This is a genomic window from Arthrobacter sp. Y81, assembly GCF_002929335.1.
Lineage (GTDB): Bacteria > Actinomycetota > Actinomycetes > Actinomycetales > Micrococcaceae > Arthrobacter.
The window spans coordinates 43,095-67,092 of record NZ_PJIL01000018.1 but is presented as its reverse complement, the minus strand read 5'-3'; the positions used below and the strand labels follow the sequence as shown (position 1 = coordinate 67,092).

The following is a 23,998-nucleotide window of genomic DNA, read 5'->3' as shown; positions in this document are numbered from 1 at the left end:
ACACCCCCGACAGCCGCTAGGACGCACGCCACAGCCCGTTGTGAACTTCCGGTAAACACCCACAGGGTTGTCCACACTGTGAGTGTTTACCGCCGCTTCACCTTGCCGCCTGGGCACAGGGCGGTGGCACCTATTGGCCCCTCGAATCCGAGGCTTGTTCGCGGTTCCTGCCCTTGAGGGTTCGGACGCGCAGACTAGCGCGGGTTCCGTGGGCGCAGGCCCGCGGCCAGGAGCTTCCGCCTCAGTCGGTCGGGATTATCCACATCCGCCCAATTCCAGCGAACGAAGCCATACCCGAGGCGGCGGATTCGGTCTTCGCGAAGTTTCTCCCGGTACACGGCTTCCTCCGCCGTGATGTCGCCACGGAGCGCCGCGTCCACGTACTTCGCCTTGCCGTCGAACTCCCCCACAACTCCTTGCTCTGGCCACCAGCAGTCGCTCCTGCCGATGAAGCCGTCATGGTCGCTGAAGACGTGCTGAAGCACCGGTTGCTCGAAGCCAAGATATTCAAAGGCCGCACGGCTGTAGGACTCACCCACGGATTCAGCCAAGGGGCTGGCGAGGGTGGCTGCCAGTTCAGCGCGGCGCCGGGCGGCTGCAAACGGGTGGGCCGCGATGCGGTCGGCGATTCCGGGCACGCCGAGGAGGCCGGAGGCCGCGGCCAGGACGCCGTCACGTACCAGTCTTCGGGCCACGCCATCAGCAACCACCAATGCATTGCTCAGCCTGCCGGACACCATTACGTCTACCGCGGTCTGCATCAGCCCGGTGCACAGAAACTCCCCATGCTGCACGGGCTCAACCGCTGCTTTGAGGCAATACCGGAGGGGGTAGGATCGCTTGTCCCGAACCTGTTGGGCTGTGCTGTCCTCCCCCAGCACCAGAAGCGCCGATCGCCTTGTCCCACTGCGTCCGGGCAGGGTTGTTGCCAGCTCAACACAGCCAGGCGTCTTCAGCGTAGGGAGGCCGCTAGCGAGGGCTGCCGTCTCCCCGCACAGCACGGCACCTTTCACCGACCTCGCAACAGCCGCCGTCGTCCACGCGAAGCGGTCCGACGGACGGGCTCGGATCCACTCTGTGGTGCGCACATAGAAACCGCGACGGATCCGCACCAGCTTTCCCGCCCGGAACTCGCGATGGATGAAATCTGTGCCGGCCCGGGTGCGAAGAATGGCGGCGGAGTCGATCAGTCCAGGCGGGATCTCCATGCCAACACGATGAGCCTCCGGACCTCATGAGTCGACGGGCCTGGTGCGCTATGTGGACCGGGCCCGGTGTGGAGGAATGGTCACGCTGCCGCGAACCGGCGATTCCTAGGCTTGTCCGCGCATCAGGCCCGTGAAGGGCAGGAACCGCGGACAAGCCTGGGAAACCCCAAACTAGAGGACCGGGAAGACTTCCAGGCCGCCGAGGTACTTCTGGAGCGCCCGGGGGACGTTCACCGAGCCGTCCTCGTTCTGGTGGTGCTCAAGGATGGCCACGATCCAGCGGGTGGTGGCCAGCGTTCCGTTCAGGGTGGCGACGGCGCGGGTCCCCTTGGGTGCGCCGTCCTCGTTCAGCACGCGCTCACGGATGTTCAGGCGGCGCGCCTGGAACGTGGTGCAGTTCGAGGTGGACGTCAGTTCGCGGTACGCACCCTGCGTGGGCACCCAGGCTTCACAGTCGAACTTGCGGGCGGCGGAGTTGCCGAGGTCGCCGGCGGCGGTATCGATCACCCGGTAGGGGAGCTCACACTTGGCCAGCATCTCCTCTTCCCAGGCCAGCAGGCGCTCGTGCTCGGCTGCGGCCTCCTCTACCGTGGTGTAGATGAACATTTCCACCTTGTTGAACTGGTGGACGCGGATGATCCCGCGGGTGTCCTTGCCGTGCGAGCCTGCCTCGCGGCGGTAGCAGGAACTCTGGCCCGCATAGCGGATGGGGCCTGCGGAGAGGTCCAGGATCTCGTCCGCGTGGTACCCGGCCAGGGCCACCTCCGAGGTGCCCACCAGGTAAAGGTCGTCTTCGGCGAGACGGTAGATTTCGGCGTCGTGCTTGACGTCGAAACCGGTGCCCTGCATCGTTTCGGGGCGGACCAGCGTGGGGGTGATCATGGGAACGAAGCCGGCGTCGATGGCCTGCTCCATGGCCATCTGCAGGAGCGCCATTTCCAGCCGGGCGCCCACGCCGCGGAGGAAGTAGAAGCGTGAACCGGACACCTTGGCGCCGCGCTCCATGTCGATGGCACCGATCAGCTCACCGATTTCCAGGTGGTCTTTCGGCTCAAAATCAGGGAACTCGCGGGGTTCGCCGACGGTCTTGACAACGATGTAGTCGTCCTCGCCGCCTTCCGGAACCCCGTCCACGATCAGGTTGGGAATGGCCCGCAGCAGCTCTTCCTGCTGCGCCTGCGCGACATCCGCTTCGGCGGAGGCCTCCTTGACCGACGCGGCCAGGACCTTGACCTCGGCCAGCAGCGCCTGCTTCTCCTCGCCCTTGGCCTGCGCCACCTTCTTGCCGAAGACATTCTGTTCGGCGCGCAGGTTTTCGAAGCGGATGAGTGCGGCGCGCCTCGCCGCGTCTGCCGAGATGATCGCATCCACTACGGACTCGTCGGCGCCGCGGGCGCGCTGGCTGGCACGGAACTTGTCCGGATTTTCGCTGAGGTCTTTTACGTCGATCACCAGACAAGAGTATCGAATCCGCCCGCCATGACGCGGTGGGCCGTGCGGGCTCCTGCGCGGGATAGTGTTGGAGCACCATGAACGATTGGCTGCTTTACCTCATCATCACTGCGGCCCTGGCTTTCGCAGTCTCCAGCTGGTGGGGTGTGCGGAGCCTCAAGGCACTCCATACGCGCAGCGCTGTCCAAGAGGACACGTACCACCCGGGCCAGGCCCGTCAGACAGTGGCCGTGGTGATGAACCCGGTCAAGGCGAAGTCCGCGGAAGCCACCGCCCTGATCCAGCGCGCTTGCCTCTCCGCAGGCTGGGACGCCCCGGTCTTTTTCGAAACAACCGCCGAGGACCCCGGATATTCGCAGGCCGAAGCAGCACTCGCGACCGGGGCCGACGTCGTCCTCGTGGGCGGCGGGGACGGAACGGTACGCGTTGTGGCCGAGAAGCTGGCGCGTACGAACGTGCCCATGGGCCTGATTCCGCTGGGCACGGGAAACCTGCTGGCCAGGAACATCGACCTCGACGTCTACGATCTCCACGCCAACGTCCAGACAGCATTGTTCGGACACCAGCGGCACATCGACATGGCCCGCATGGCCATCAGGAACGCCCGAACGGGTGCTTCGTCGGAGCATGCGTTCCTGGTAATTGCGGGCATGGGCATGGACGCCGAGGTAGTGGGCGACACCAATGACGGACTGAAGAAGGCAGTGGGCTGGCTCGCCTATACCGAGGCTGGGGTCAGGCATTTGCCCGGACGGCGCAAGAAGGTGTCCATCGCCCTGGACGACCAGCCGGAACAGTCACGGAAGATCCGCAGCGTGCTGTTCGCCAATTGCGGCCTGATCCCGGGCGGCATCGACTTCATCCCGCAGGCAATGATCGACGACGGCATGCTGGACGTCGTGGTGATGAGCCCGCGCAGTGCTATCGGGTGGATCGCGATGTACGCAAAGATCATGTTCAAACACAAAAGGAACCTGCCGGTCATGAGCTACTACCGCTCCGGCAAGATCGTCATCAAATGTGCAGAGCCGGTAGCCACCCAGGTCGACGGCGACCCCTCAGGAATGGCCACCGACGTGACCGTCCAGGTGGAGCCGAGATCGCTGTTGGTTCGGGTCACGGAAAGCAAGGGCGGCGAAACGGCCGCAGGCGAATCCACCCCGCAGCAGGCCCCCGGGTAGGCAGCCTGCCCGGAGACCCCGGAGTCAGGCGCTGGCCTTCTTCTGTTCCGCCTCAGCTGCGGCCTTTGCCGCCGCGCGGGCTTCGGACTGTTCCCGGATCATGGCCTGTTCCTCTTCGAAGCGCAGGCGATCCGCGCGGTCCGCATCGTCGCCGTCCCAGTCCTGGTTATCGGCAGTCGGCTTGGGATTGACGATCATTCCCTGGCCGTCGTTGTCGGTACTGGCTCCTGACATGACCCGCTCCTTCCGGTAGAGGTCGTCCCCAATGGATCAGGCAAGCATACGCACTGCGGTGCAGGCGGGGAAGTACCCGGAAGGGCATTTGTCTAAGCTGTTGGCGAACCTTGCGGCGCTTGGCCCGGCTCAATGGATGCCCCTTTGAGTATCCCTGCGACCCATTCATGTGCAGCCTGGAATGCTTCGTCGGACGTGTGCGCTTCCACTTCGGGGCTCTGCGCGTCAGCCCGTGGGTAGGAACCAAGAAAGCGCGTGGCGGAGCTGATCCGGTGCAGCCCGGCCAGGGCGTCCGCCACACGGGCGTCCTCCACGTGGCCGTCGGCGTCGATGCTGAAGAAGTAGTGGCCCAGATACTGCCCGGTGGGCCGCGATTCGATCCGGCTGAGGTTCACTCCGCGCGTGGCGAACTGGTCCAGGATCTCCATCAGCGCACCCGGACGGTCCTCGGGCAGCGGGACCACCACCGTGGTCTTGTCCGCTCCGGTACGGTGCGGCAGCGCACCGGGCCGGCTGACCAGGACAAAACGCGTCACCGCACCCGGGTTGTCTCCGATGTTCTCCGCGAGCACATGCAGCCCGGGCTGCTCAGTGGCCACGATCGGGGCGCAGATGGCGGCGTCATAGTGCACTCCTTCCTCGCTCAGCAGCCCCATGGCTCCGGCCGCGGTGGAGGAGGCCGGAATGTATTCCACATCAGGCATGTTCGCTTCGACCCAGAGCCGGCACTGCGCCCAGGCGTGGCCATGGGTGGAGATTTTGCGGATATCCGCGATTTCCACCCCGGGGCGGGCAACCAGGACGAAGCTGATGGGGACCAGCGCCTCGCGGATGATCCTCAACTCCTGGCCGGACGCGATGGCATCCAGAGTCGCCGTCACGCCGCCCTCGACGGAGTTCTCGATGGGCACCATGGCGGCATCTGCGGATCCGTCACGGACCTTGTCCAGCGCGGTGTTCACATTGGAGGAGGGGATGCGAACAGCCCCCACGGCGCCGGGCACCTGCATCAACGCAGCCTCGGTAAACGTGCCTTCCGGGCCGAGGAACGTGTAGGTGACGGGCGAAGCAGGCATGGACGGTCCTTGTCGTTATATGTCAGGGCCGCCCGGCGGGCGGCAGCGCCGGCCGCAACCCGGCGATGGGGCGGCAGCGGCCGCAGTGCTAGAGGATGACTGGTTTGAGGCCGTTGTCCGAGACGAGCGGCAGTCCTGACTCAAGCCACTGGTCCATCCCGCCGGCCACGTTGAAAGCGGAATATCCCTGGCCCACAAGCCACTTGGCTGCACGGAAGGACCGTCCGCCCGTCCGGCAGATTACGTACAGGTCCTCGTCCGGGTCCAGTTCGCTGAGCCGGGCCGGCAGTTGGTCCAGCGGAATGTGGAGGGCACCTTCGGCATGCCCGGCCGCCCATTCGTAGTCCTCGCGCACGTCAAGGATCTTGGCGTCGGCGGGAACGTCGGTAACGGTCACGGTTTCGAAGTCGCTCATGGAAGTCCTCTCCGGGGGAATGACGGTCTGTCTCCAGCGTATCCCCCACCGGAGGCGGCGGCTCCGAATCCGGAGGCACGTTACGCTTCAAGTGGACCGCAAAGGAGAATCTTCGATGGCAGCCCAACAGCCCACCATTCTGGCAACGTCCGGCGGACTTAAGGCCGGCCGGCGTTCACGCCTCGAGTTTGATGCGCTGCTGCGTCACGCCGTCGAGCTTTCCGGCGTTACCGGGCGCGTGCCGCGAGTCACCCATATCGGCACCGCGGCGGGCGACCAACGCTGGTTCAACGCGGAAATGGACCAGGCCGCGAGGATCGCCGGCTTCGATTTCAGCCACCTGAACCTGTTCACCATGCCCAGCATCGACGATCCGGAAGCCCACCTCATGGAGCAGGACGTGGTGTGGGTCAACGGCGGTTCGGTGGTGAACCTGCTGGCCGTCTGGCGGGCGCACGGCCTCGACGGAATCCTGCGGCGGGTGTGGGAAGGCGGCGTGGTCCTGGCCGGCGTCTCGGCAGGGTCCATCTGTTGGTATCAAGGCGGCACCACGGATTCGTTCGGCCCGCAGCTGCGTTCGGTGACGAACGCCCTGGGATTCCTGCCCTATGCCAACGGCGTGCACTACGACTCCGAGGACCAGCGCCGACCGTTGGTGCACCGGCTGGTGGCTGAGGGCACGCTCGGCGAAACCCACTGCACGGACGACGGCGTGGGGCTGGTTTACTTCGGCACGGACCTCGTTGATGTGGTCAGCGAGGTGCCCGGCAAGGCGGCGTACCGCGTCACGCGGCAGCCCGGCGCAGCTGCTGCCGCGGAAGAGCGGCTGGAGCCACGTTTCCTTGGCTGAAATCCACGAATTGTCCGCGGTTGGGCTACGTGACGCCCTGAGCTCGGGAAAGCTCTCCGCCAGGGAGGCGGCCGAGCATTTCCTGGCCCGGATCGAGGCGCGGAATCCGGGCCTCGGGGCCTTCATCACGGTGACGGCGGAGCAGGCCCGGGTCGACGCCGCACGCGCGGATGCACTGTACGCCCGGTCCCAGGACTCCCGTTCGCCGGGGGAGCTTCCGCTGCTGCACGGCATGCCGGTGGCGTTCAAGGACCTGACGGACGTTGCCGGTGTGGTGACGACCCACGGCAGTGCGGCCCTGGACCATAAGCCTGCACCCGTGGACGGCGCGCTGGCGGCGGTGTTGAAGCGGGCAGGCGTCGTCTCCCTGGGCAAGACCCAGGTTCCGGAATTCGGCCTGACTGCCTACAGCGAGAACCTGATCGCCCCGCCGTCGCGCAATCCCCATGCGCTGAGCCGAAGCTCGGGGGGATCCTCGGGCGGCAGCGCCGCCGCCGTTGCCGCAGGCCTTGTACCGTTCGCACCTGGGTCCGACGGGGGCGGCTCCATCCGGATTCCTGCGGCGGCCTGCGGGCTGGTGGGCCTGAAGCCGGGGCGCGGACTCGTCCCGGCCGGTGAAAGCACCGGGGACCCGGCCCGGCTGGTGGTGGCCGGCCCGTTGGCCCGGTCCGCCGAGGATGCGGCCCTGATGCTCGACGCCCTGGTGTCCGCACCGGAATCAGCGGAACCGGCGCAGGAGGCCGCGGCAACGGACCCGGGAACGTCCGGGCACAAAGCTGTTCCAGACGGCGGGGGCCGGTACCTCGCGGCCCTGTCCCGGCCGCCGCGGCAACTCCGGATCGGTGTGAGCCTGGACAGCCCCTGGCAGGCCATTTTCCCGTTTACTCCGGACGCTGAAGCCATGGACGCCCTCGACGCGGGTGTCCGGCTGCTCGAGGCGGCAGGCCACTTCACGGCGGAAGCCGCCGTCCGGTATGACAACCGGTACCCGGACGCCTTCACTACGGCGTGGACTGCCGGCGTGGGAAATGCCAGGATTGCCCCGCAGCGCGAGGCGCTCCTGACCCCGCTCACCCGCACTTTCCGGCGGAGGGCGCAGCAGCGGAGTGTGTCCAAGCTGAACGAGGCGCTCGGTTTCCTGCGGCAGTTCGAGCGCGACACCATTGCGCAGTACGCCCACTGGGACCTTGTCCTGATGCCGGCACTGGCCCAGACGCCGCGGCCCGTGGGCTGGTTTACGGGTTCCTCGCACGGGGACGGCTACTGGCCTGCGTCGGAATGGGCCGGCGACGCCGACGGCGATTACCGGAAGCAGTGCGAATATGCGCCCTGGTCCTCCATGGTCAACGTGTGCGGCCTGCCCGCCATCAGCATTCCCGTGCACTGGACCGGCGGCTCACCGGGCGCCGGCCTGCCGATGGGGATCCAGCTGGTGGGACCCATGGGATCCGAGGCCCTGCTGCTTCAAGTGGCTGCCCAGATCGGCTACTAGACGGCGTCTCTGGCAACAACACGCGGCAACGCCCGCCGCAATGGCCCGTGGCGCCACGTGTCTGCCTTGCTTCCTGCCCGCTGGAATGTGACAATCGCGCGATCCGGTGCCACCCTTAAGTAAATGAGCACAACTCATTTATCCGATCGCCCCGCTACAACGCCGGGCGATACTTCCTTTTTTGGCCACCCAAAGATGCTGGCCAGCCTCTTCTCCGTGGAAATGTGGGAGCGCTTCTCCTTCTACGGCATGCAGGGCATCCTCCTCTACTACATGTACTTCACGGCTGCGCAGGGCGGCCTCGAAATCGAGCAGGGCCTGGCCGCAGGACTGGTGGGCGCCTACGGCGGCGGAGTCTACCTCTCCACCATTCTTGGCGCCTGGCTGGCTGACCGGCTCTTCGGTTCGGAACGGGTCCTGTTCGGCTCGGCCGTCCTGATCATGGCCGGCCACATTGCGTTGGCGCTCCTGCCGGGCATTCCCGGCCTCATTGCCGGCCTGGTGCTGGTGGGCGTCGGCTCCGGCGGGCTCAAGGCCAACGCCACCGCGCTGGTGGGCAGCCTGTACGGAGAGAAGGACGAACGCCGCGACGCCGGCTTCTCCATCTTCTATATGGGCATCAACGCGGGCGGACTGATCGGCCCGCTGGTCACCGGCTGGCTGCAGGAAAGCCAGGGGTTCCACTGGGGCTTCGGCGCGGCCGCCGTCGGCATGGCCCTGGGCCTGGGCATCTACGCAATGGGACGCAAGAATCTCCCCGAAGCGGCACACCACGTGCCCAATCCGCTGCCGGCCGCGGAGCGGACCCGGTACGGGCTGATCTTCGTTGGGATCGCCGCCGCAGTGGCCGTGCTGTTGGCCACCGGTGCCGTGAACGCCGAAAACCTGGCCATGTCCATGGCTTACGCGGCCATCGGCGCGTCAGTGCTGTACTTCGGCCTGATCTTCCGCAGCACGAAGGTGACAGGGACGGAGCGCAAGCGCGTGGTCGCGTTCATCCCGCTGTACATCGCCTCTGCAGCGTTCTGGGCGCTCTTCCAGCAGCAATTCACGTTCATTGCCGTCTACTCGGAGGAGAAACTGGACCGGAACCTGTTCGGATGGGAAATGCCGGCGGCCTGGGTGCAGTCCATCAACCCGGTGTTCATCATCATCTTCGCCGGCGTTATGGCGGCCCTGTGGACCCGTCTCGGCCACAAGCAGCCAGGATCGGCCCTGAAGTTCGCCATCGGCCTGTTCGTGATGGGCCTGGCCTTCCTGGCCTTCATCCCGTTGTCCGGCGGCGGCAAGACACCGCTCCTGGCCCTTGTGGGCATCCTGCTCCTGTTCACGCTCGCGGAGCTCTTCCTCTCGCCCATCGGGCTCTCCGTCACCACCAAACTGGCGCCGCAGGCGTTCCACACGCAGATGGTGGCTTTGTTCTTCCTGTCCGTTTCGCTCGGCACCACCCTGGCCGGCATCCTCGCCGGCCTGTACAACCCCGCCGATGAGCTGCCGTACTTCACGGGCATCGGCGGCACGGCCATGGTCCTCGCCGTCGGCCTGGCTGTGGCTTCGCCGGGGATCAAGAAGCTCATGGGCGGCGTACGCTGACCCGGTGAGCAACCACCGCCCGCCGGCTGCGCAGAGGCCGGTCGAATCCCGCCTCTACCGGCCCGCCGCCGGCGAGGCGTCCGACGTCGAACCCATGCCCGCGGGCGACGTCACCGAAGGCGTGGTGCGGGTGGGCGGAACGATCCGCCGCCCGCACCAGCCGCAGAGTTTCGCGGTGGCCGACTATCTCGACTGGCTGGAGAAGGCCGGTTTCGAGGGCTCGCCGCGGTTCCTGGGGCGCGACCCGGAAGGCCGGGATGTCCTCACGTTCGTGCCCGGGGACTGCGCCGGAGCGGCGCCCGAACCGTGGGTGCAGTCGGAGGACCTCCTTGCGTCCCTGGGCCGCCTGGTCCGCCGGCTGCACCACGCTTCGGAGGGGTTCGTGCCGGCGGCACATCCGTTCCCGCTCCGGCCCGTCCGGCAGGACACCGTGAAAGGCGATCCCGCAGCGCTGGTCTGCCACCTGGATGTGACCCCGCAGAATGTGGTGGTCCGGGGCGGGCTGGCCGCCGGCCTGGTGGACTTCGACCTCGCGGGGCCAAGCACCGCCCTCAAGGACTCCTTTAACACTGCAATGCACTGGGTGCCGCTCAGGGACCCGGCCGATGCCTGGCCCGGCTGGGAGCAGCTGGATCCGTTCCGGCGGCTCCGGATGTTCGCGGACGCCTATGGCTGGACCGGGGACGAACGACGGCGGCTGCCGGGCTTCGGCGTGGACGCCGTCCGCTTGTCGTACGAGCGGATGGAGCACAATGCCCGGACGGTGGGCGGCGGCTGGGCGCGGATGTGGTCAGAAGGCGTGGGCGGAGTCATTGAGCGACGGGCCGCCTGGCTGGAGGCGAATGCCACCCGCCTGGAGCGGGCGCTGACGGACTGACAGGGCGTTAGAAGCCGTACCCGGCGTTGGCTGCGGCGAAGATTGCCACCACGATGAGCGTCAGCACGATGGCCGTAAGCGCAAGCCCGAGGTAGCCAAGGACCAACCCGGCAGTGGCCAGGCCCCTGCCTGCGGGTTCCCGCAGGTATGCCAAGTGGCCCAGGACGACGGCCGCAATCTGCGGAAGGATGAAAATTCCCAGCCCCAGGAACACCGCGATCCCGCAGCACAGACTGGCAATACTCAGGCTCTTGGGCTCCGGCGGCACCCCGTAGTACGACGGCTGGCCATACACAATGCCGTATGGCCCGGACGGCTGGCCATAGGGATTGCTGGGCGGCGTGGGCTGTGACCCCTGCGGCGGAATGTACGACGGCGGTTGGTAGCCCTGTGGCGTCCCCTCGTCGCCGGGGGCAGGCTGGTTGGTCATGGGAAAATCCCCTTTTGAGTGGTTTTAACCAGCCTACCAACGCGCCGCCGGACGTGCCGTCCCCGTACGCACCCGTAATGCACCTGTGATGCAGCCGTGATGCGGCCGCCTGAAAATATGGCTACCGGACCCAGAGCGGCGCCGAGAGTGCCAACGCCACGATCCCCAGGATCAGCAGGCTCCACAGGGCGCCGACTGCCCGGCTTTTGCGGAATTGGCGTTCACCGTACAGGCTTTTCAGGTACTGCGGGGGCCGCGGGGTGTCCGCCGGGGACAACCGGCCCGCGGCATTGCCGGCCACGGGTCCGTGATAGCGGCTGGGCAGGGGCGACGGATACCCGGTCCCCTGGTGCGCGCCCTGGCCCGGGTTCTGCCGCGGCCACCGCGCCGGGCCCTGAATGGGCATGCTCCGGTAGTTGGGGGCTGCGGACGACTGGGGCTGCGTCAGCTGTTGTCCCAGATGGGAGTAGACGCCAACTACCGCCTGCTGATCCAGCACTGCCGGGAGCGCAGCTATCCGGGCAACAACACGGTTGACGCCCAACACCTCGACGCCGGAATCCGTCACCTCGCCGAGGTCGGGCTGGCCGGTCAGGCAGATGATGGAACGGACCAGGCGCCGGTGGGGAGCACTGAGCAATGCAGCCACTGCGGCCGCCTGCCCCAGGGCGCCGTCCACGGCGGGATTCCTCGTGTAGCCGTTCTGCCTGAGCACCCCGTCCCGGACCTCGACGTTCCCCGACCAATTCTTGGTATCCACCACTACAACGCCGCCCGGCCCCACCAGTACGTGGTCCAGGTTGGCCAGCGGGCGGCCGGGCCAATGGACGTCGTGCAGCAGGAACCAGCCGTGCGGAGCCAGCTCGCCGAGCTTGTTGGCGGTGCGGCGCTCCCCGTCGGCACCGGCACCCCAGGTATCGGACGCGCGTTCGGCGTGGTCCAGCTGGCGCTTCAGCCGGGCAATCCGCTCGGCCGCGAGCCGTGACTGATCTGCCGCTCCGTCCCCTGCCGCCATTGAGTGTCCCCTTGGATTCGCCGCAACGCTCACGGCGGAGGAGGGTCCGCCGTCGTAATTTCCTTAGAAATTAGCAGCCCTGCGACGGCGGGTATATAGGTACTTTTGGCGCCACCACTCGCTTTTTCGCATCCAAATACTGCCCGAATTAAATGGAAATAGGAATGAATTGGTAAATGCCCGGTGAAATTCGGCGTCATAGGGGCCGGATTCCGGTTCAAACCGTGCTGTGTCCCGCCGTCGTCTGGCATGCTGGTGCCATGGCTAGCCGCGCGGGCACAGTTGCCCAACCCCAAGACCTTGTTGACCTCACTGCGCTCCTGGACGCGTACTACGATGTTTCTCCCGACCTGAGCGATCCGGGCCAGCGCGTTGCGTTCGGCACGTCCGGGCACCGGGGGTCCAGCCTGAAGGCTTCGTTCAATGAGCCCCACATTGTGGCCATCACCCAGGCCATCGTGGAATACCGTGCCGGCCAGGGCATCACCGGCCCGCTGTACATGGCAAAGGACACGCACGCCCTCAGCGAACCGGCGCAGAACTCCGCACTGGAGGTGCTGGCAGCCAACGGCGTGAACGTCCTCATCGACGCCCGCCACGGTTACACGCCCACCCCGGCCCTGAGCCACGCCATCCTCACGCACAACAACAATGCCCCGGCCGGCGCCCCGCAGGCTGACGGCATTGTGGTCACGCCCAGCCACAATCCGCCCGGCGACGGCGGCTTCAAGTACAACCCGCCGCACGGCGGACCCGCAGACACCGATGCCACCGGATGGATCGCCAACCGCGCCAACGAGCTCCTCGAGAACGGGCTCCGCGGCGTCAAGCGCATCCCTGTGGCGGACGCCCTGGCCGCGGACACCACCGGCAAATTCGACTTCCTCAGCAGCTACGTGGACGATCTCCCGTCCGTTCTGGACCTGAACGCCATCCGTGAAGCCGGCGTCCGGATCGGCGCCGACCCCATGGGCGGCGCGTCCGTTGACTACTGGGGCGAGATCGGCGAACGGCACCACCTGAACCTCACCGTGGTCAACCCCACCGTTGACCCGCAGTGGGCCTTCATGACGCTGGACTGGGACGAGAAGATCCGGATGGACTGCTCCTCGCCGTCCGCCATGGCCTCGCTGATCAACAGGATGTCCAGCGGGGCCAGCTATGACATCGCCACGGGCAACGACGCTGACGCCGACCGCCACGGCATCGTCACCCCGGACGGCGGGCTGATGAACCCGAACCACTACCTCGCCGTGGCCATCGACTACCTCTACCGCCACCGCACCGGCTGGAACCCGCAGTCCGTGATCGGCAAGACGCTCGTCTCCTCCTCGATCATCGATCGGGTGGCCGAAAGCCTGGGCCGCAAGCTGGTGGAGGTCCCCGTGGGCTTCAAATGGTTTGTCCCCGGACTGCTGTCCGGCGAAGGCGCATTCGGCGGCGAGGAATCCGCAGGCGCTTCGTTCAACAAGATGGACGGCAGCGTGTGGACCACCGACAAGGACGGCATCCTGCTGGCGCTGCTGGCCTCGGAAATCACGGCCGTCACGGGCAAGTCGCCGTCACAGCTGTACAAGGGCCTCACGGACCAGTTCGGCGATCCCGTCTACGCCCGCATCGACGCCGCAGCCACGCGCGAGCAGAAAGCGGCGCTCGGCAAGCTTTCCCCGTCCGACGTCACGGCCACCGAGCTCGCCGGTGAGACGATCACGGCCAAGCTCACCGAGGCTCCCGGCAACGGCGCGTCCATCGGCGGCCTGAAAGTGGTCACGGAGAATGCCTGGTTCGCCGCCCGCCCGTCCGGCACCGAGGACGTCTACAAGATCTACGCCGAGTCGTTCAAGGGCGCCGATCACCTCAAGCAGGTCCAGGCAGAAGCCAAGGCCTTGGTGGACGGGGTTATTTCGTAAGTTCCCACAGACGGAGGATGCGCCGGACGGAATGGTTTCCGTCCGGCGCCATATCCACCAGCGCCACGCGGTCCAGCACGACGACGTCGCCCGGCAGGGTGCGCTTGTCGCCGTGGTGCGACACATGGGGACGGTAGTTGTCCAGAGTGTAATGCGGCGTGGGTACGCGCCCCGGCAGCCCCGCAACGGTTCCCATCAGTGACTCGTGAAGCTCCTGCAGGGGCTGGCTCGGCTCGACCAGGCTGACCGGAACGGATCCCAGCCGGCCGAAGCCGGCGTCGTCACCGATGGTGAGCCTGGTGCCGAGGGCCGCCCGCACGGGCAGGTCGATGAGTCCGGCAATCCGGTCGGCGAGGCCGGACGCCTGGCCGCCGCCGTCGGTCTTAACAGCGTCGGTCTTAACAGCGTCGGTCTTAACAGCGTCGTCGTCGGACTCCAGGTCAACGCCGGACTTCGCATCCACATCGAATCTCACGAGGGTGATGTGCAGGGGCCAGTCGTCGCGGGGGAACACGAGCCCGTCGGTGACGGGCTCGATAAAGGCCACCAGAATCAGGTTCCGCATAGGGCCAGTGTGCCACTGCGCCCGTCCGCGCGGGCGGCCGGGCACAGTAGCCAGCGTGGCAATTTCGACTAAAATGGAAAGTGGCCCCGGACACATGCCGTGCAGATACCTGCAGAAATGTTGCCCAGAGTGCCTCCGGCGTGTCCCCCATCGTGCCGGGGGCCTCTCTGTGTAACCGCGCGGGTTACTAGACCGGTTACTAGACGGTGCGGACCACGTCGTCGTAGGCGAACTTCGGCTTTGCTTCGCCCCAGGCGTCAGGGCCGGGCTGGCCGATGTTCACCACCAGGAAGCTCTTCTGGTCCCCCGCGGGGAAGAACGCCGCATCGATGGCGGAGAAGTCCGCACCCGTCATGGGACCCGCTGCGAAGCCCAGCGAGCGGACTGCCAGGATGAAGTACCCGGCCTGCAGGTGGGCGTTGTTGTTGCCCGTGGTCGCCGCGAGCTCGGGCGCGGAATCGTACATGGCCTTGGGTGCGTTGTAGCCGGGCAGGAAGTTGTCCCACTGCTCCTGCCAGGCGGTGTCGTAGCTGAGCACGGCAACCAGCGGGGCCGATGCCGTCTTGGCCCGGTTGCCCGCCGAGAGGGTCTCCACGAGCTGGTCGCGCGCCTGTTCGGAGCGGACGTAGGTCACGCGCAGCGGCTGGGAGTTGAAGGCTGTGGGGCCGAACTTGGTGAGTTCGTAAATGGCGCGGGCCTGCTCATCCGTGACCTCGCCGGTAAAAGCGTTGGCCGTACGGGCTTCGGCGAAAATCGCGTCCACGGCCGCCGCATCGATCACTGCTTCTTCATGTGCGATTGTCATCTGCATACCTTTCGCTGGACCCGCCCACCCGGGGTGGCCGGCGGTTCTGCTATCCATAGTTGCAACTTCAAGCGAAGCTTTCCTCTTCCCGTGACCGCGCGTGACCTTCGGCACAGCGGCGTCCGGGGCGTCCTGCGCGGTAATGTTGCTCCGGAAGATTCCTTCCCCCCTCCCGCGATACCTTCTCTTGAAAGGCTCCCGGCCATGAGCATGCTCGGCACCAAATGGAAGCTCCACGGCAATGGAAAGTCGGTTCGCCCCGGCGAGGTGGTGGCCCCCGGCGAACGGCTCACCTGGCCGCTGACCATCGGAGTGGGAATGCAGCACGTGGTGGCCATGTTCGGTGCCACGTTCCTGGTGCCCATCATCACCGGCATGCCGCCGGCCACCACGCTGTTCTTCTCCGGCATCGGAACCCTGCTGTTCCTGGTCATTACGCAGGGCAGGGTGCCCAGCTACCTCGGCTCAAGTTTTGCGTTCATAGCCCCGATCATGGCGTCCCAACAGCAGTTCGGGGTTCCCGGCGCCCTGGGCGGTGTGGTGCTCGCCGGCGTCGGGCTGGCCATTATCGGCGCCGTGGTGCAGAAGTTCGGAGCCGGCTGGATCAACCGGCTCATGCCACCCATCGTCACCGGTGCCATCGTGGCGCTGATCGGGCTGAACCTGGCGCCGGCCGCAAAGAACAACTTCGACGCAGCTCCCGTTACTGCGGTGATCACCCTGGCCACCATCATCCTGGTCAGCGTGCTTTTCAAGGGCATCCTTGGCCGTTTGAGCATTCTGGTGGGCGTGGTGGTGGGCTACCTCGTTGCCATGGTCCGCGGTGAGGTGGATTACGCAAAGATGGACGCGGCCGCGTGGGTGGGCCTCCCGCACTTCCAGACCCCGGAGTTCCACCTCGGCGTGGTTGGCCTCTTTGTTCCCGTGGTGCTGGTGCTGGTCGCAGAGAACATCGGCCACGTGAAATCAGTGTCCGCGATGACCGGCCAGAACCTCGACGGCGTCTCCGGCCGGGCCCTGATGGCCGACGGCGCCGCAACCGTGCTGGCCGGCTTCGGGGGCGGTTCGGGAACCACCACCTATGCCGAAAACATTGGCGTCATGGCGGCCACCAAGGTGTACTCGACGGCGGCCTACTGGGTGGCCGGCGCCTTCGCCATCATCCTGAGCTTCTCCCCGAAGTTCGGCGAACTCATAGCTACGGTTCCCGCAGGGGTGCTGGGCGGTGCCGCCACCATGCTGTACGGCATGATCGGCATCCTGGGCGTGAAGATCTGGGTCCAGAACAAGGTGAATTTCTCCAACCCGGTCAACCTGACCACGGCCGCGGTTGCCCTGATCATCGGCATCGCCGACTACACCTGGACCATCGGCGAACTGACGTTCACCGGCATCGCCCTGGGATCCGCCGCCGCACTGGTGATCTACCACGGCATGAAGGCGATCGCCAAGGCCCGCGGCAGCGTTGCTGAACCGGAGACCGAGCAGGCCGGGCTGCCGCCCGCCGTCAAGGCCGCGATCAACGCCGCCGCTAAGCGGACCCCGAAAAAGCGTCCGTAGGAATAATCACCGGAACAGTGACTGCACGCGGTCAACCCGGGGCACTTCGACACGGACACGCCGCCGGCTGAACCCGTTTCCGCGGCACACCCCGGCCATAGTGCCCCACGACGGCGGCGCTGCAGCAGCGCCGGCTGCAGCAGCGCCGCGGGGCACACGCCCCTTGGATGGGCGGACGACGGCGGACGTTTAGCCGGCGTCGAACGTGTCGTCGTCGCGGTCCTTGGGGGCCTTGCTATCCGGCAGATCAGTGCCGCTGCCGTCCGGGATTCCTGCCGCGTCCTGGTTGGGTTCCGAAGAGAACGGACGCCCCGCGTCCGGATCCTCGGTGTTGGACTCGTCCATTTCCGCTTCCGCGGAGGGCACTGCCGCGTCGCCCGCATCTGCTTCGGCACTGTCCTCGAAGCCGGGGTCGGTGCTTTCGTTCTCTGCCTTCAACTGATCCTCCGTACCTCCGAAGCGTCCTGCTCCGGGTTCGCCTGCACTGTCCTGGTCCTCGGCGCCGAACTGGCTGAGGTCCGGCGCTCCGGCCGGATAGGTTTCGCCGTCCGGGCTGTCCTGGCTCAGGCCAGCCGCGTCGAAGGCCTCTTCCTCGCGGGGCTGGGCGAACTTCTTAGTGTCCGCGCCGCCCGTTTCCTGCTCGACTGTTGGCGTGCCGTAACCGCCTTCCTCCTCGATGGGGGTTCCCTGGCTGTCGTTGGTCATCTCATTCCTCCTGGCTGGTCGGGTCTGAATGGAAACTCGGTAGCGCTTGGTGCCGGGTTGCCCCGACGCACCGCAACGTGTCAGAGGCCTTTACCGCCCGTCACCGGAAGCACCGCCCCGGAAATGTAGGAGCCGTGGTCTGAGGCGAGCAGGACGTAGGCCGCCGCGAGCTCAGCGGGCTGTCCCGCCCGTCCCAGCGGGGTGTCCTGACCGAACTTCGGCAGCTTCTCCGGCCATTCCGTGGCGGGGATCAGCGGCGTCCAGATGGGGCCGGGGGCAACGGCGTTGACCCGGATGCCCTTGGGCCCCAGTTCCTGGGCCAAGGCCTTGGTGAAGGCAACCTGGGCGCCCTTGGTCATGGCATAGTCGATGAGTCCCGGCGACGGGTTGAAAGCCTGGATGGACGCGGTGGTGATAACGGAAGCGCCCGCCTTCAGGTGCGGCACAGCGGCCCTGGCCGTCCACAGCAGGGAGTAGAGGTTGGTCTTGAAAACCCGGTCGAATTCCTCGGTGGGAAGCGTCTCGAAGCTGTCCCGGTTCTTCTGGTAGGCCGCATTGAGCACCACAACGTCCAGCCGGCCAAACTCCTGCAGCGCGTCCTCGACGATTCTGGTGCTGAACTCCTCGGAGCGGCCGTCCCCGGGCAGCAGCAACGGGCGCTGTCCGGCTTTGCGGATCCATGCGGCAGTGTCCTGCGCGTCGGCTTCCTCTTCGGGGAGGTAGGAGATGGCGACGTCGGCGCCTTCACGGGCGAAGGCGATGGCCACGGCCTTGCCGATGCCGGAGTCGCCGCCGGTTATCAGCGCCGCCTTGCCTGCGAGCGCGTTGCTCCCCTCATAGCTTTCTTCGCCATGGTCCGGCCGGGGTTCCATGGGCGCCGTGAGTCCCGGCTGCTCCTGCACCTGCTCCGGGAAAGGGCCTGAATGGTATCCGTTTCGGGGGTCCTTCGGCTGGTCTTGCTTCTTACCGGGATCAGTCATAGTCCACCTCGCTTGCGTGTCGGTTTTCCATCGGTTCCGGTGCGCAACCGGCCCTTCGAAACTATCCCAGCGGAATGGGCAAGTCCACCGTTTTGGAAAAATTAGTCAGTAAACTTAGCATTGCTTGTAATTGTCAGGCTTCAAGCCTAGGTTGAGAGTTAGTTTGCGCGCCGTTGCGTGCGAGGCCCGGAGGTGAGCCCATGTCAGACGGTGACGCAGTAGCCGGGGACGGCAGGAACGAGTCCGTCAATCAGCAGATGGACCGCAACTGGGGAGAGCTACTCCAGGAACTCCGGGTACTGCAGACAGGTGTGCAGATCCTTGCGGGGTTCCTCCTGACCATTCCTTTCCAGGAACGGTTCGAGTCACTGGATGACTACCAGGTGGGACTGTACCTGACCAACGTGCTGCTCGCCGCGCTCGTCACCGCTGTCATCCTCCTCCCGGTCAGCGTGCACCGCAGGCTCTTCCGGAAGCAGCTGAAGTCAACGCTCGTGGCAAGCGCGGACCGGATTGCGAAGGTTGCACTGGGCGGTGTCGCGCTCCTCAGCGCAGGGACGGCGTCACTAGTCTTCGATGTAACCGCCGGACGGAATGCCGGGCTCCTCGCAGGCGGAGGACTCCTCGCGGTGATGATCCTGCTACTCGTTTTAGTTCCGATCTGGCTCCACAAGCGGGCAACGAAGAAGTAGCCGGTATGCCGAAGCCCGAACTCCACCCAAGTTATTCATCCCACCGGGAGGCATCATGAAGAAGTGGGCTAAGGAACACGGGCTGCTGCTGGCCAACATCGGGCTTTTCGCCGTGTTTTTCGGCGGCATGATTATCAGCGGTGCCAGCGACTACAGCGAAGACCAGATGGCCCACGGCCAGCCTGCGGTGGGAATCGCGGGCTACCTGGCCACCGGGGCCTTCCTCGAAGCCACGTTCGAGAACTGGGAATCGGAATTCCTGCAGATGGGCATGTATGTCGTGTTGACTGTGTTCCTCTTCCAAAAGGGCTCCTCCGAATCCAAACCGATGGGCCGCACGGCGCCGCAGGACCAGGATCCGCGGGACGCCACGGTGAAAGCCGCCACTCCCTGGCCGGTGCGCCGCGGGGGCCTGGTGCTCAAGCTCTACGAGCACTCGCTATCCATCCTGTTCCTGCTGCTGTTCCTCGCCTCCTTCGCCCTCCACGCCGTTGGCGGCAGTGAGGAGTACAGCGAGGAACAGCAAAGCCACGGCCAGCCCGGGGTCACGCTGCTCGGATACCTCGCGACCAGCCGCTTCTGGTTCGAGTCGTTCCAGAACTGGCAGAGCGAATTCCTGGCCGTTGCCGTCCTGGTTGGCGCGTCCGTCTATCTGCGCGAACGAGGTTCGCCCGAGTCCAAGCCCGTGGCTGAACCGCACTACGAAACCGGGGCGTAGCGGCCTCGCACCGTCAGGCGCCTTCGAGGACCTGGCTGGTAGCCCGGGCGAGGTACTTGGCGGCATTGGCGATGGCGTCTTCGGGGCTGGCTGCGACGTCCAGTAGCTGCGCCGCGGCCACCACTCCGTGCCTGGCGAGGTCCTCCGGGGTGACCAGGATCCGCCCCGCCACCACAATCACCGGGATGCCCCGTTCGCGCGCCGCATCCGCAAGGGCAATCGGAGCCTTCCCCGTCAGCGACTGCGAATCCATGGAACCCTCGCCCGTGATCACCAGATCAGCCTCGGCCAACTGACCGGCCAGACCCGTCAGGTCCGCCACCAGGGCAAAGCCGCCTTCCAGCGTGGCACCGCTGAAAGCAAGGAACGACGCCGGGAACCCGCCGGCCGCGCCGGCTCCGGGAACGTTGACATCGCGTCCCGTGGCCTGTCGGAGCACGGAGGCCCAGTTGCGGAGACCCGCGTCCAGAAGTTCCACGGCGTCCGCATCAGCCCCTTTCTGGGGGCCAAAGACGTGCGCTGCGCCGTCGTTGCCGAACAGCGGGTTCTGAACGTCCACGGCGATCCGGATCTTTACCGCGGCGAGCCGCGGATCGACTCCTGACACGTCAACGCGCACAACGTCCGCCAGCGAACCACCGCCCAGGGGAACCACGTTTCCGGCGGCGTCCAACGGCTTCAGGCCCAGTGCACGCAACGCGCCGCTGCCGCCGTCGGTCATTGCCGATCCTCCGACGCCCAGCACGATCTCCGTAGCCCCGGCGTCCAGGGCGGCGGCGATCAGCTGGCCACAGCCGTAACTGTGGGCACGCAGCGCGTTAGCGGGCGTCGGTTCCATGTGCGCCAGACCGGAGGCCTGGGCAGTTTCGATGACGGCGGTTGCACCGCCGAAGGCATCCTTGCGGATGGCCCAGGCTGCACCGATTGGGGCCAGGATGGGACCGACGACGGCGTTCAGCCGCTCCTCGTAACCGGCGGCAACGGCGGCTTCGAGGGTGCCTTCCCCGCCGTCGGCCACGGGAAACTGGGTTGCGACGGCGTCCGGATAGACGCGCAGCGCCCCCTCTGCGATGGCGCTTGCGGCCTGGGCCGCGGTCAGTGACCCTTTGAACTTGTCCGGAGCGATAAGAATGCGCATGGGTCCATCCTGCCAGCATCCGTCGGAAAGCGTTTGCCTGCATGACGGCCCAGTGACGGAGCTGCCCAGACAGGCCACGACTAGTGACGGTTCAGGGCCTGCTGCGCGGTACCGGAACCGGGCAGCCCCGTGAAAGCGCTGATTTCGTCGGCCACCTGCGATGTTCCGGTGTACTGGACCACGTGCCCGCAGCCCGGGACCTCCACCAGCTTGCCTGCCGGTGCCCGGCGGGCAAGGATCCGGCACCACTCACCTGATGCGATGGGGTCCGAAGCGCCGCGGAGGATCATGACGGGAGTGTTCAGACTGCGGATCCGGTCCTCGGTCCGGTAATTCATCATGACCCGCAACTGCTTGAGGTACCAGCGCGGGCCGCAGCGCAGGTAATCGCTGAACACCACCGCGTTGGACCGTGGCGTTTCGTATAGCAGTGCATCCCTGGTCAGCGCAAGCATCTGGCGGAACAGCGTCCGGCGTCGGACGTCCACGACGGGTCCCATCAGCACCACGTGCGGCACCTGGTCCGGCCGCTGAAGTGCTGCCTCCAGGACGAATTGCGCCCCCATGGAATGCCCAACCAGGACACGCGGCCCCACCCCGGCCCGGTCCAGTACGTCATGGATAAACGCCGCGTGGTCGGCCACAGTGAGCTGGCGCTCGGGATGCGGGGTGGCTCCAAAGCCGGGCAGGTCGAGCGAAATCGTATCCGCGGTCCTGGCCAGGACCTGGTGCAGCCGGACAAGGTACCGGTGGGAAACGCCAATCCCATGGATGAGGACAATCGTAGGGGTCTCTGCAAGGCCCTCCGGTTGGACAGCTGCGCTGGCCCGCGAGGCATACATTCGTCCACGGAGGCCTCCGGTCTCGACGTCTGTTGCTACGGCACCCTTCATCCGTCGAGGATAGCCCTCCCCGGCGCTGATTCAGCCATTCCTCGTGGCCCTGATCCCCGCTCATCGAGTCTTCAGCCGGAGGCGTTTCGCCGGGCGGGACACCGCCGCCGGGCTCCAACCCGGTGACGTTGCCTTCCAACGGGGCTGATGGGTGGCCAGCCCAGCGTTCCCTCATTGCCGCGACAAGGACGCACGCGCAGTAGTAACGTGGGCCTTCCCGAGCTATCGGCAGCCGACGAGTGCGCAAAAGAACGTGAGGGGAACGGACCCGGACCAAGGGGGTAGCAATGCCGCAATCCGATGACCGAAGTCCTGTGAGTACGGGATTGACCGAGCTTCTGCTGGTGCGCCATGGCGAGAGCCAGGGCAACGTGGCCGCCACTCTCGCCAGACAGGCCGGAGCACACGTCATCGAGGTCCCCGCCCGGGATGCCGATGTGGAACTGTCCGCTACCGGACGCGAACAGGCCCTGGCCCTTGGCCAGCTGTTCGCTGATTTTCCCGAGGAGCAGCGGGCCGCGGCAGTATGGTCGTCGCCGTACGTCCGCGCCCGCCAGACGGCCGAGCTCGCCGTGAAAACCGGAGGCTGGCCCGCAGGAATCCTCATCGACGAACGGCTCCGGGACAGGGAACTGGGCATCCTGGACATGCTGACCTCCGCGGGCGTGGAAGCCCGGCTTCCGGAGGAAGCGGCCCGACGTCGCTGGCTGGGGAAGTTCTACTACCGGCCGCCTGGCGGTGAGTCCTGGGCCGACGTCGTGCTTCGGCTTCGCTCCCTGCTGGCCGACCTCGAAAGGCAACCGGGCGGCGGGCGCGTCGTGCTGGTGTGCCACGACGCCCTGATCCTGCTGTTCCGCTACATCCTCGAAGGGCTCACCGAACCGGAAATCCTGGATATTGCCGCCACATCCACCGTCCTCAACGCCTCGCTCACGCGGTTCGTCCGGCCGGACGGAGCAGGGCCGTGGATCCTGGAGAGCTTCAACATGGCCGACCATCTGGTGAGCGAGGGCGTACCGGTGACCGAACACGCGGGGGACGCCAATGTCCACCCGAGGTAGGGCCGACGCAGCCATACCCGTCACCCCCACTCTCCTGCGGGACTGGCCACTCCCAGGCGGCGGGTCCGGCAAGGACGACCGCGGATCGGTGCTGGTGATCGGGGGCGCCCGGAAGACGCCGGGAGCCACACTCCTGGCCGGCACGGCGGCGCTGCGTGCGGGGGCGGGCCGCCTGACGCTGGCAGTGGCGGGCTCGACGGCGGTGCAGGTTGCGGTAGCGCTGCCGGAAGCGGGCGTGGTGGGCCTCGCTGAAACAGACGGCGGCACTGTCCGGGGCACTGGGGTAATCACCTTGGCAGAGGAACTGAAGCAGGCAGCGGCAGTCCTGGTGGGACCGGGCCTGGACGACACGGACGAAGCTGAGTCCCTCCTCAGGGAGCTGCTGAAACTGGATTCCGGGAACCCTGTCGAAGACGGAAGGGGAAGGGACGGCAGCGGCGCCTCCGGCGCCAGACCGGCTGTTGTACTCGATGCCTACGCTTTAGGTTGCCTTCCGGGACTCCTCGACGAGCTCGGCGCGTGGGCAGGGCGGCTCATCCTGACGCCGAACATCACCGAGTCCGGAGTCCTGCTGGGGCGGGACGTCGGCGACCTGCACCAGGACGTCGCGGAAATAGCCGGGCGTTACGGTGCGGTGGTGAGTTGCCAGGGTGTCATCGCCGCCCCGGCCGGGTACACCACGGGCAACCCGAAGGACGAGGGTGGCCGGGCGAACGGCGGCCTCTGGGAAATCACCACCGGTTACGGCGGCCTGGGCACCTCCGGCAGCGGAGACATCCTGGCCGGCGCCATCGCAGGACTGCGCGCCAGGGGCACCACCGATGCACAGGCCACCTGCTGGGGCACCCACCTCCATGCTGCCGCCGGTGACCGGCTGGCGAGCCGCTTGGGGAGTCTCGGGTACTTGGCCCGGGAACTTGCCGAGGAACTGCCGGCCCTGATGATGGAACTCGGAACCTGAGGGGGCGCCGCGGGCAGGCGGGTAACACTGTCCCGGCTCGCCGTCGGACTCTGGACTAATCGTAAGCATGCTGATTAATCTGGATGCATGACTGGCGCCCTCAGGCTTGCGCCGGAGGCGAAAGGGGAGGAGTAGGTCGATGGGAATCGGAGACGGCATCGACCTGCGGGCCGATCCCTCCGAAGCG

24 protein-coding genes and 1 pseudogene are annotated in these 23,998 nt (G+C 66.5%); 11 read left to right on the top strand and 14 right to left on the bottom strand.

Features of this window, described 5'->3' with window-relative positions:
* Window positions 1–194: 194 nt before the first annotated feature.
* Entirely contained in the window at window positions 195–1,208 is a 1,014-nt protein-coding gene (locus CXQ91_RS24845) for a hypothetical protein (RefSeq protein ID WP_104175596.1), read from the bottom strand.
* 171 nt (window positions 1,209–1,379) lie between these two features.
* Window positions 1,380–2,660: a serine--tRNA ligase gene (gene serS, locus CXQ91_RS19780; protein WP_104175595.1), complete on the bottom strand. Its 1,281-nt coding sequence runs from the start codon at window positions 2,658–2,660 to the stop codon at window positions 1,380–1,382.
* 77 nt (window positions 2,661–2,737) lie between these two features.
* Between serS and CXQ91_RS19775 the strand changes: the two genes are divergently transcribed.
* A complete protein-coding gene (locus CXQ91_RS19775) occupies window positions 2,738–3,841 on the top strand; it encodes a diacylglycerol kinase family protein (RefSeq protein WP_104175594.1) in 1,104 nt (367 codons plus the stop codon).
* A gap of 24 nt (window positions 3,842–3,865) precedes the next feature.
* Here the strand turns inward: CXQ91_RS19775 and CXQ91_RS19770 are convergent, their stop codons facing one another.
* The 3 genes from CXQ91_RS19770 to CXQ91_RS19760 all read right to left on the bottom strand — a co-directional run bounded on the left by CXQ91_RS19770 (window position 3,866) and on the right by CXQ91_RS19760 (window position 5,566).
* A complete protein-coding gene (locus CXQ91_RS19770) occupies window positions 3,866–4,075 on the bottom strand; it encodes a hypothetical protein (protein ID WP_104175593.1) in 210 nt (69 codons plus the stop codon).
* A 92-nt stretch (window positions 4,076–4,167) separates the two neighbouring features.
* A complete protein-coding gene (pheA, locus tag CXQ91_RS19765; protein WP_104175592.1) occupies window positions 4,168–5,151 on the bottom strand; it encodes a prephenate dehydratase in 984 nt (327 codons plus the stop codon).
* Window positions 5,152–5,239: 88 nt separating this feature from the next.
* Entirely contained in the window at window positions 5,240–5,566 is a 327-nt protein-coding gene (locus CXQ91_RS19760) for a rhodanese-like domain-containing protein (protein WP_104175591.1), read from the bottom strand.
* A gap of 115 nt (window positions 5,567–5,681) precedes the next feature.
* Here CXQ91_RS19760 and CXQ91_RS19755 point away from each other — a divergent pair, with 115 nt between their 5' ends.
* The 4 genes from CXQ91_RS19755 to CXQ91_RS19740 all read left to right on the top strand — a co-directional run bounded on the left by CXQ91_RS19755 (window position 5,682) and on the right by CXQ91_RS19740 (window position 10,378).
* Window positions 5,682–6,416, top strand: coding sequence for a peptidase E (locus CXQ91_RS19755; protein ID WP_104175590.1), 735 nt, complete (start codon window positions 5,682–5,684; stop codon window positions 6,414–6,416).
* Window positions 6,409–7,908: an amidase gene (locus CXQ91_RS19750; protein WP_104175589.1), complete on the top strand. Its 1,500-nt coding sequence runs from the start codon at window positions 6,409–6,411 to the stop codon at window positions 7,906–7,908. The genes CXQ91_RS19755 and CXQ91_RS19750 overlap by 8 nt, the downstream gene beginning before the upstream one ends.
* Window positions 7,909–8,031: 123 nt before the next feature.
* Window positions 8,032–9,501 (top strand): peptide MFS transporter, encoded by a 1,470-nt coding sequence (locus CXQ91_RS19745; RefSeq protein WP_104175588.1) that lies wholly within the window; start codon window positions 8,032–8,034, stop codon window positions 9,499–9,501.
* A 4-nt stretch (window positions 9,502–9,505) separates the two neighbouring features.
* A complete protein-coding gene (locus CXQ91_RS19740; RefSeq protein WP_258074144.1) occupies window positions 9,506–10,378 on the top strand; it encodes an aminoglycoside phosphotransferase family protein in 873 nt (290 codons plus the stop codon).
* Between the two features lie 7 nt (window positions 10,379–10,385).
* On the opposite strand, the gene CXQ91_RS19735 is transcribed toward CXQ91_RS19740, so the two are convergent.
* Both CXQ91_RS19735 and CXQ91_RS19730 read right to left on the bottom strand, forming a co-directional pair.
* On the bottom strand, window positions 10,386–10,808 hold the full coding sequence (locus CXQ91_RS19735; RefSeq protein WP_104175587.1) for a DUF4190 domain-containing protein: 423 nt from the start codon (window positions 10,806–10,808) through the stop codon (window positions 10,386–10,388).
* Window positions 10,809–10,929: 121 nt separating this feature from the next.
* Window positions 10,930–11,823: a nuclease-related domain-containing protein gene (locus CXQ91_RS19730; protein WP_104175586.1), complete on the bottom strand. Its 894-nt coding sequence runs from the start codon at window positions 11,821–11,823 to the stop codon at window positions 10,930–10,932.
* A 260-nt stretch (window positions 11,824–12,083) separates the two neighbouring features.
* On the opposite strand from CXQ91_RS19730, the gene pgm reads away from it, so the two are divergent.
* Complete coding sequence (gene pgm, locus CXQ91_RS19725) at window positions 12,084–13,733, top strand: phosphoglucomutase (alpha-D-glucose-1,6-bisphosphate-dependent) (RefSeq protein ID WP_104175585.1); 1,650 nt, start codon at window positions 12,084–12,086, stop codon at window positions 13,731–13,733.
* Here the strand turns inward: pgm and CXQ91_RS19720 are convergent.
* Window positions 13,723–14,298 (bottom strand): hypothetical protein, encoded by a 576-nt coding sequence (locus CXQ91_RS19720; protein WP_104175584.1) that lies wholly within the window; start codon window positions 14,296–14,298, stop codon window positions 13,723–13,725. The two genes, pgm and CXQ91_RS19720, sit on opposite strands and share 11 nt — an antisense overlap.
* Window positions 14,299–14,497: 199 nt before the next feature.
* The gene (locus tag CXQ91_RS19715) at window positions 14,498–15,103 is read right to left on the bottom strand and encodes a malonic semialdehyde reductase (RefSeq protein WP_104175624.1); all 606 of its coding nucleotides are present in this window, start codon (window positions 15,101–15,103) and stop codon (window positions 14,498–14,500) included.
* Between the two features lie 204 nt (window positions 15,104–15,307).
* Between CXQ91_RS19715 and CXQ91_RS19710 the strand changes: the two genes are divergently transcribed.
* Window positions 15,308–16,663, top strand: a complete 1,356-nt coding sequence (locus tag CXQ91_RS19710) for a uracil-xanthine permease family protein (RefSeq protein WP_104175583.1) — start codon at window positions 15,308–15,310, stop codon at window positions 16,661–16,663.
* 189 nt (window positions 16,664–16,852) lie between these two features.
* Here CXQ91_RS19710 and CXQ91_RS19705 read toward each other — a convergent pair whose 3' ends face one another.
* Both CXQ91_RS19705 and CXQ91_RS19700 read right to left on the bottom strand, forming a co-directional pair.
* The gene (locus CXQ91_RS19705; RefSeq protein ID WP_104175582.1) at window positions 16,853–17,368 is read right to left on the bottom strand and encodes a hypothetical protein; all 516 of its coding nucleotides are present in this window, start codon (window positions 17,366–17,368) and stop codon (window positions 16,853–16,855) included.
* A gap of 80 nt (window positions 17,369–17,448) precedes the next feature.
* Window positions 17,449–18,348, bottom strand: a complete 900-nt coding sequence (locus tag CXQ91_RS19700; RefSeq protein WP_104175581.1) for an SDR family oxidoreductase — start codon at window positions 18,346–18,348, stop codon at window positions 17,449–17,451.
* A 200-nt stretch (window positions 18,349–18,548) separates the two neighbouring features.
* Between CXQ91_RS19700 and CXQ91_RS19695 the strand changes: the two genes are divergently transcribed.
* The gene (locus tag CXQ91_RS19695; protein ID WP_104175580.1) at window positions 18,549–19,040 is read left to right on the top strand and encodes a DUF6328 family protein; all 492 of its coding nucleotides are present in this window, start codon (window positions 18,549–18,551) and stop codon (window positions 19,038–19,040) included.
* 55 nt (window positions 19,041–19,095) lie between these two features.
* On the top strand, window positions 19,096–19,758 hold the full coding sequence (locus CXQ91_RS19690) for a DUF6766 family protein (protein ID WP_104175579.1): 663 nt from the start codon (window positions 19,096–19,098) through the stop codon (window positions 19,756–19,758).
* Window positions 19,759–19,771: 13 nt separating this feature from the next.
* Here CXQ91_RS19690 and CXQ91_RS19685 read toward each other — a convergent pair whose 3' ends face one another.
* The 3 genes and pseudogenes from CXQ91_RS19685 to CXQ91_RS25045 all read right to left on the bottom strand — a co-directional run.
* Window positions 19,772–20,896: a glycerate kinase gene (locus CXQ91_RS19685; protein ID WP_104175578.1), complete on the bottom strand. Its 1,125-nt coding sequence runs from the start codon at window positions 20,894–20,896 to the stop codon at window positions 19,772–19,774.
* A gap of 80 nt (window positions 20,897–20,976) precedes the next feature.
* Window positions 20,977–21,789 (bottom strand): alpha/beta fold hydrolase, encoded by an 813-nt coding sequence (locus tag CXQ91_RS19680; protein WP_104175577.1) that lies wholly within the window; start codon window positions 21,787–21,789, stop codon window positions 20,977–20,979.
* A 28-nt stretch (window positions 21,790–21,817) separates the two neighbouring features.
* Window positions 21,818–21,931 (bottom strand): annotated as a pseudogene (locus CXQ91_RS25045) (DUF6480 family protein); the annotation flags it as partial.
* A 145-nt stretch (window positions 21,932–22,076) separates the two neighbouring features.
* Here CXQ91_RS25045 and CXQ91_RS19675 point away from each other — a divergent pair.
* On the top strand, window positions 22,077–22,850 hold the full coding sequence (locus tag CXQ91_RS19675; protein WP_104175576.1) for a histidine phosphatase family protein: 774 nt from the start codon (window positions 22,077–22,079) through the stop codon (window positions 22,848–22,850).
* Entirely contained in the window at window positions 22,834–23,811 is a 978-nt protein-coding gene (locus CXQ91_RS19670) for an ADP/ATP-dependent (S)-NAD(P)H-hydrate dehydratase (protein WP_104175575.1), read from the top strand. The genes CXQ91_RS19675 and CXQ91_RS19670 overlap by 17 nt, the downstream gene beginning before the upstream one ends.
* The last annotated feature ends 187 nt before the right edge of the window (window positions 23,812–23,998 follow it).

Coding starts and splice junctions, on each gene's coding strand:
- CXQ91_RS24845 (WP_104175596.1), bottom strand. CDS start 1,208: ATGGAGATCCCGCCTGGACTGATCGACTCCGCCGCCATTCTTCGCACC.
- CXQ91_RS19775 (WP_104175594.1), top strand. CDS start 2,738: ATGAACGATTGGCTGCTTTACCTCATCATCACTGCGGCCCTGGCTTTC.
- CXQ91_RS19770 (WP_104175593.1), bottom strand. CDS start 4,075: ATGTCAGGAGCCAGTACCGACAACGACGGCCAGGGAATGATCGTCAAT.
- pheA (WP_104175592.1), bottom strand. CDS start 5,151: ATGCCTGCTTCGCCCGTCACCTACACGTTCCTCGGCCCGGAAGGCACG.
- CXQ91_RS19760 (WP_104175591.1), bottom strand. CDS start 5,566: ATGAGCGACTTCGAAACCGTGACCGTTACCGACGTTCCCGCCGACGCC.
- CXQ91_RS19755 (WP_104175590.1), top strand. CDS start 5,682: ATGGCAGCCCAACAGCCCACCATTCTGGCAACGTCCGGCGGACTTAAG.
- CXQ91_RS19745 (WP_104175588.1), top strand. CDS start 8,032: ATGAGCACAACTCATTTATCCGATCGCCCCGCTACAACGCCGGGCGAT.
- CXQ91_RS19735 (WP_104175587.1), bottom strand. CDS start 10,808: ATGACCAACCAGCCTGCCCCCGGCGACGAGGGGACGCCACAGGGCTAC.
- CXQ91_RS19730 (WP_104175586.1), bottom strand. CDS start 11,823: ATGGCGGCAGGGGACGGAGCGGCAGATCAGTCACGGCTCGCGGCCGAG.
- pgm (WP_104175585.1), top strand. CDS start 12,084: ATGGCTAGCCGCGCGGGCACAGTTGCCCAACCCCAAGACCTTGTTGAC.
- CXQ91_RS19720 (WP_104175584.1), bottom strand. CDS start 14,298: ATGCGGAACCTGATTCTGGTGGCCTTTATCGAGCCCGTCACCGACGGG.
- CXQ91_RS19715 (WP_104175624.1), bottom strand. CDS start 15,103: ATGACAATCGCACATGAAGAAGCAGTGATCGATGCGGCGGCCGTGGAC.
- CXQ91_RS19710 (WP_104175583.1), top strand. CDS start 15,308: ATGAGCATGCTCGGCACCAAATGGAAGCTCCACGGCAATGGAAAGTCG.
- CXQ91_RS19705 (WP_104175582.1), bottom strand. CDS start 17,368: ATGACCAACGACAGCCAGGGAACCCCCATCGAGGAGGAAGGCGGTTAC.
- CXQ91_RS19700 (WP_104175581.1), bottom strand. CDS start 18,348: ATGACTGATCCCGGTAAGAAGCAAGACCAGCCGAAGGACCCCCGAAAC.
- CXQ91_RS19695 (WP_104175580.1), top strand. CDS start 18,549: ATGTCAGACGGTGACGCAGTAGCCGGGGACGGCAGGAACGAGTCCGTC.
- CXQ91_RS19690 (WP_104175579.1), top strand. CDS start 19,096: ATGAAGAAGTGGGCTAAGGAACACGGGCTGCTGCTGGCCAACATCGGG.
- CXQ91_RS19685 (WP_104175578.1), bottom strand. CDS start 20,896: ATGCGCATTCTTATCGCTCCGGACAAGTTCAAAGGGTCACTGACCGCG.
- CXQ91_RS19680 (WP_104175577.1), bottom strand. CDS start 21,789: ATGAAGGGTGCCGTAGCAACAGACGTCGAGACCGGAGGCCTCCGTGGA.
- CXQ91_RS19675 (WP_104175576.1), top strand. CDS start 22,077: ATGCCGCAATCCGATGACCGAAGTCCTGTGAGTACGGGATTGACCGAG.
- CXQ91_RS19670 (WP_104175575.1), top strand. CDS start 22,834: ATGTCCACCCGAGGTAGGGCCGACGCAGCCATACCCGTCACCCCCACT.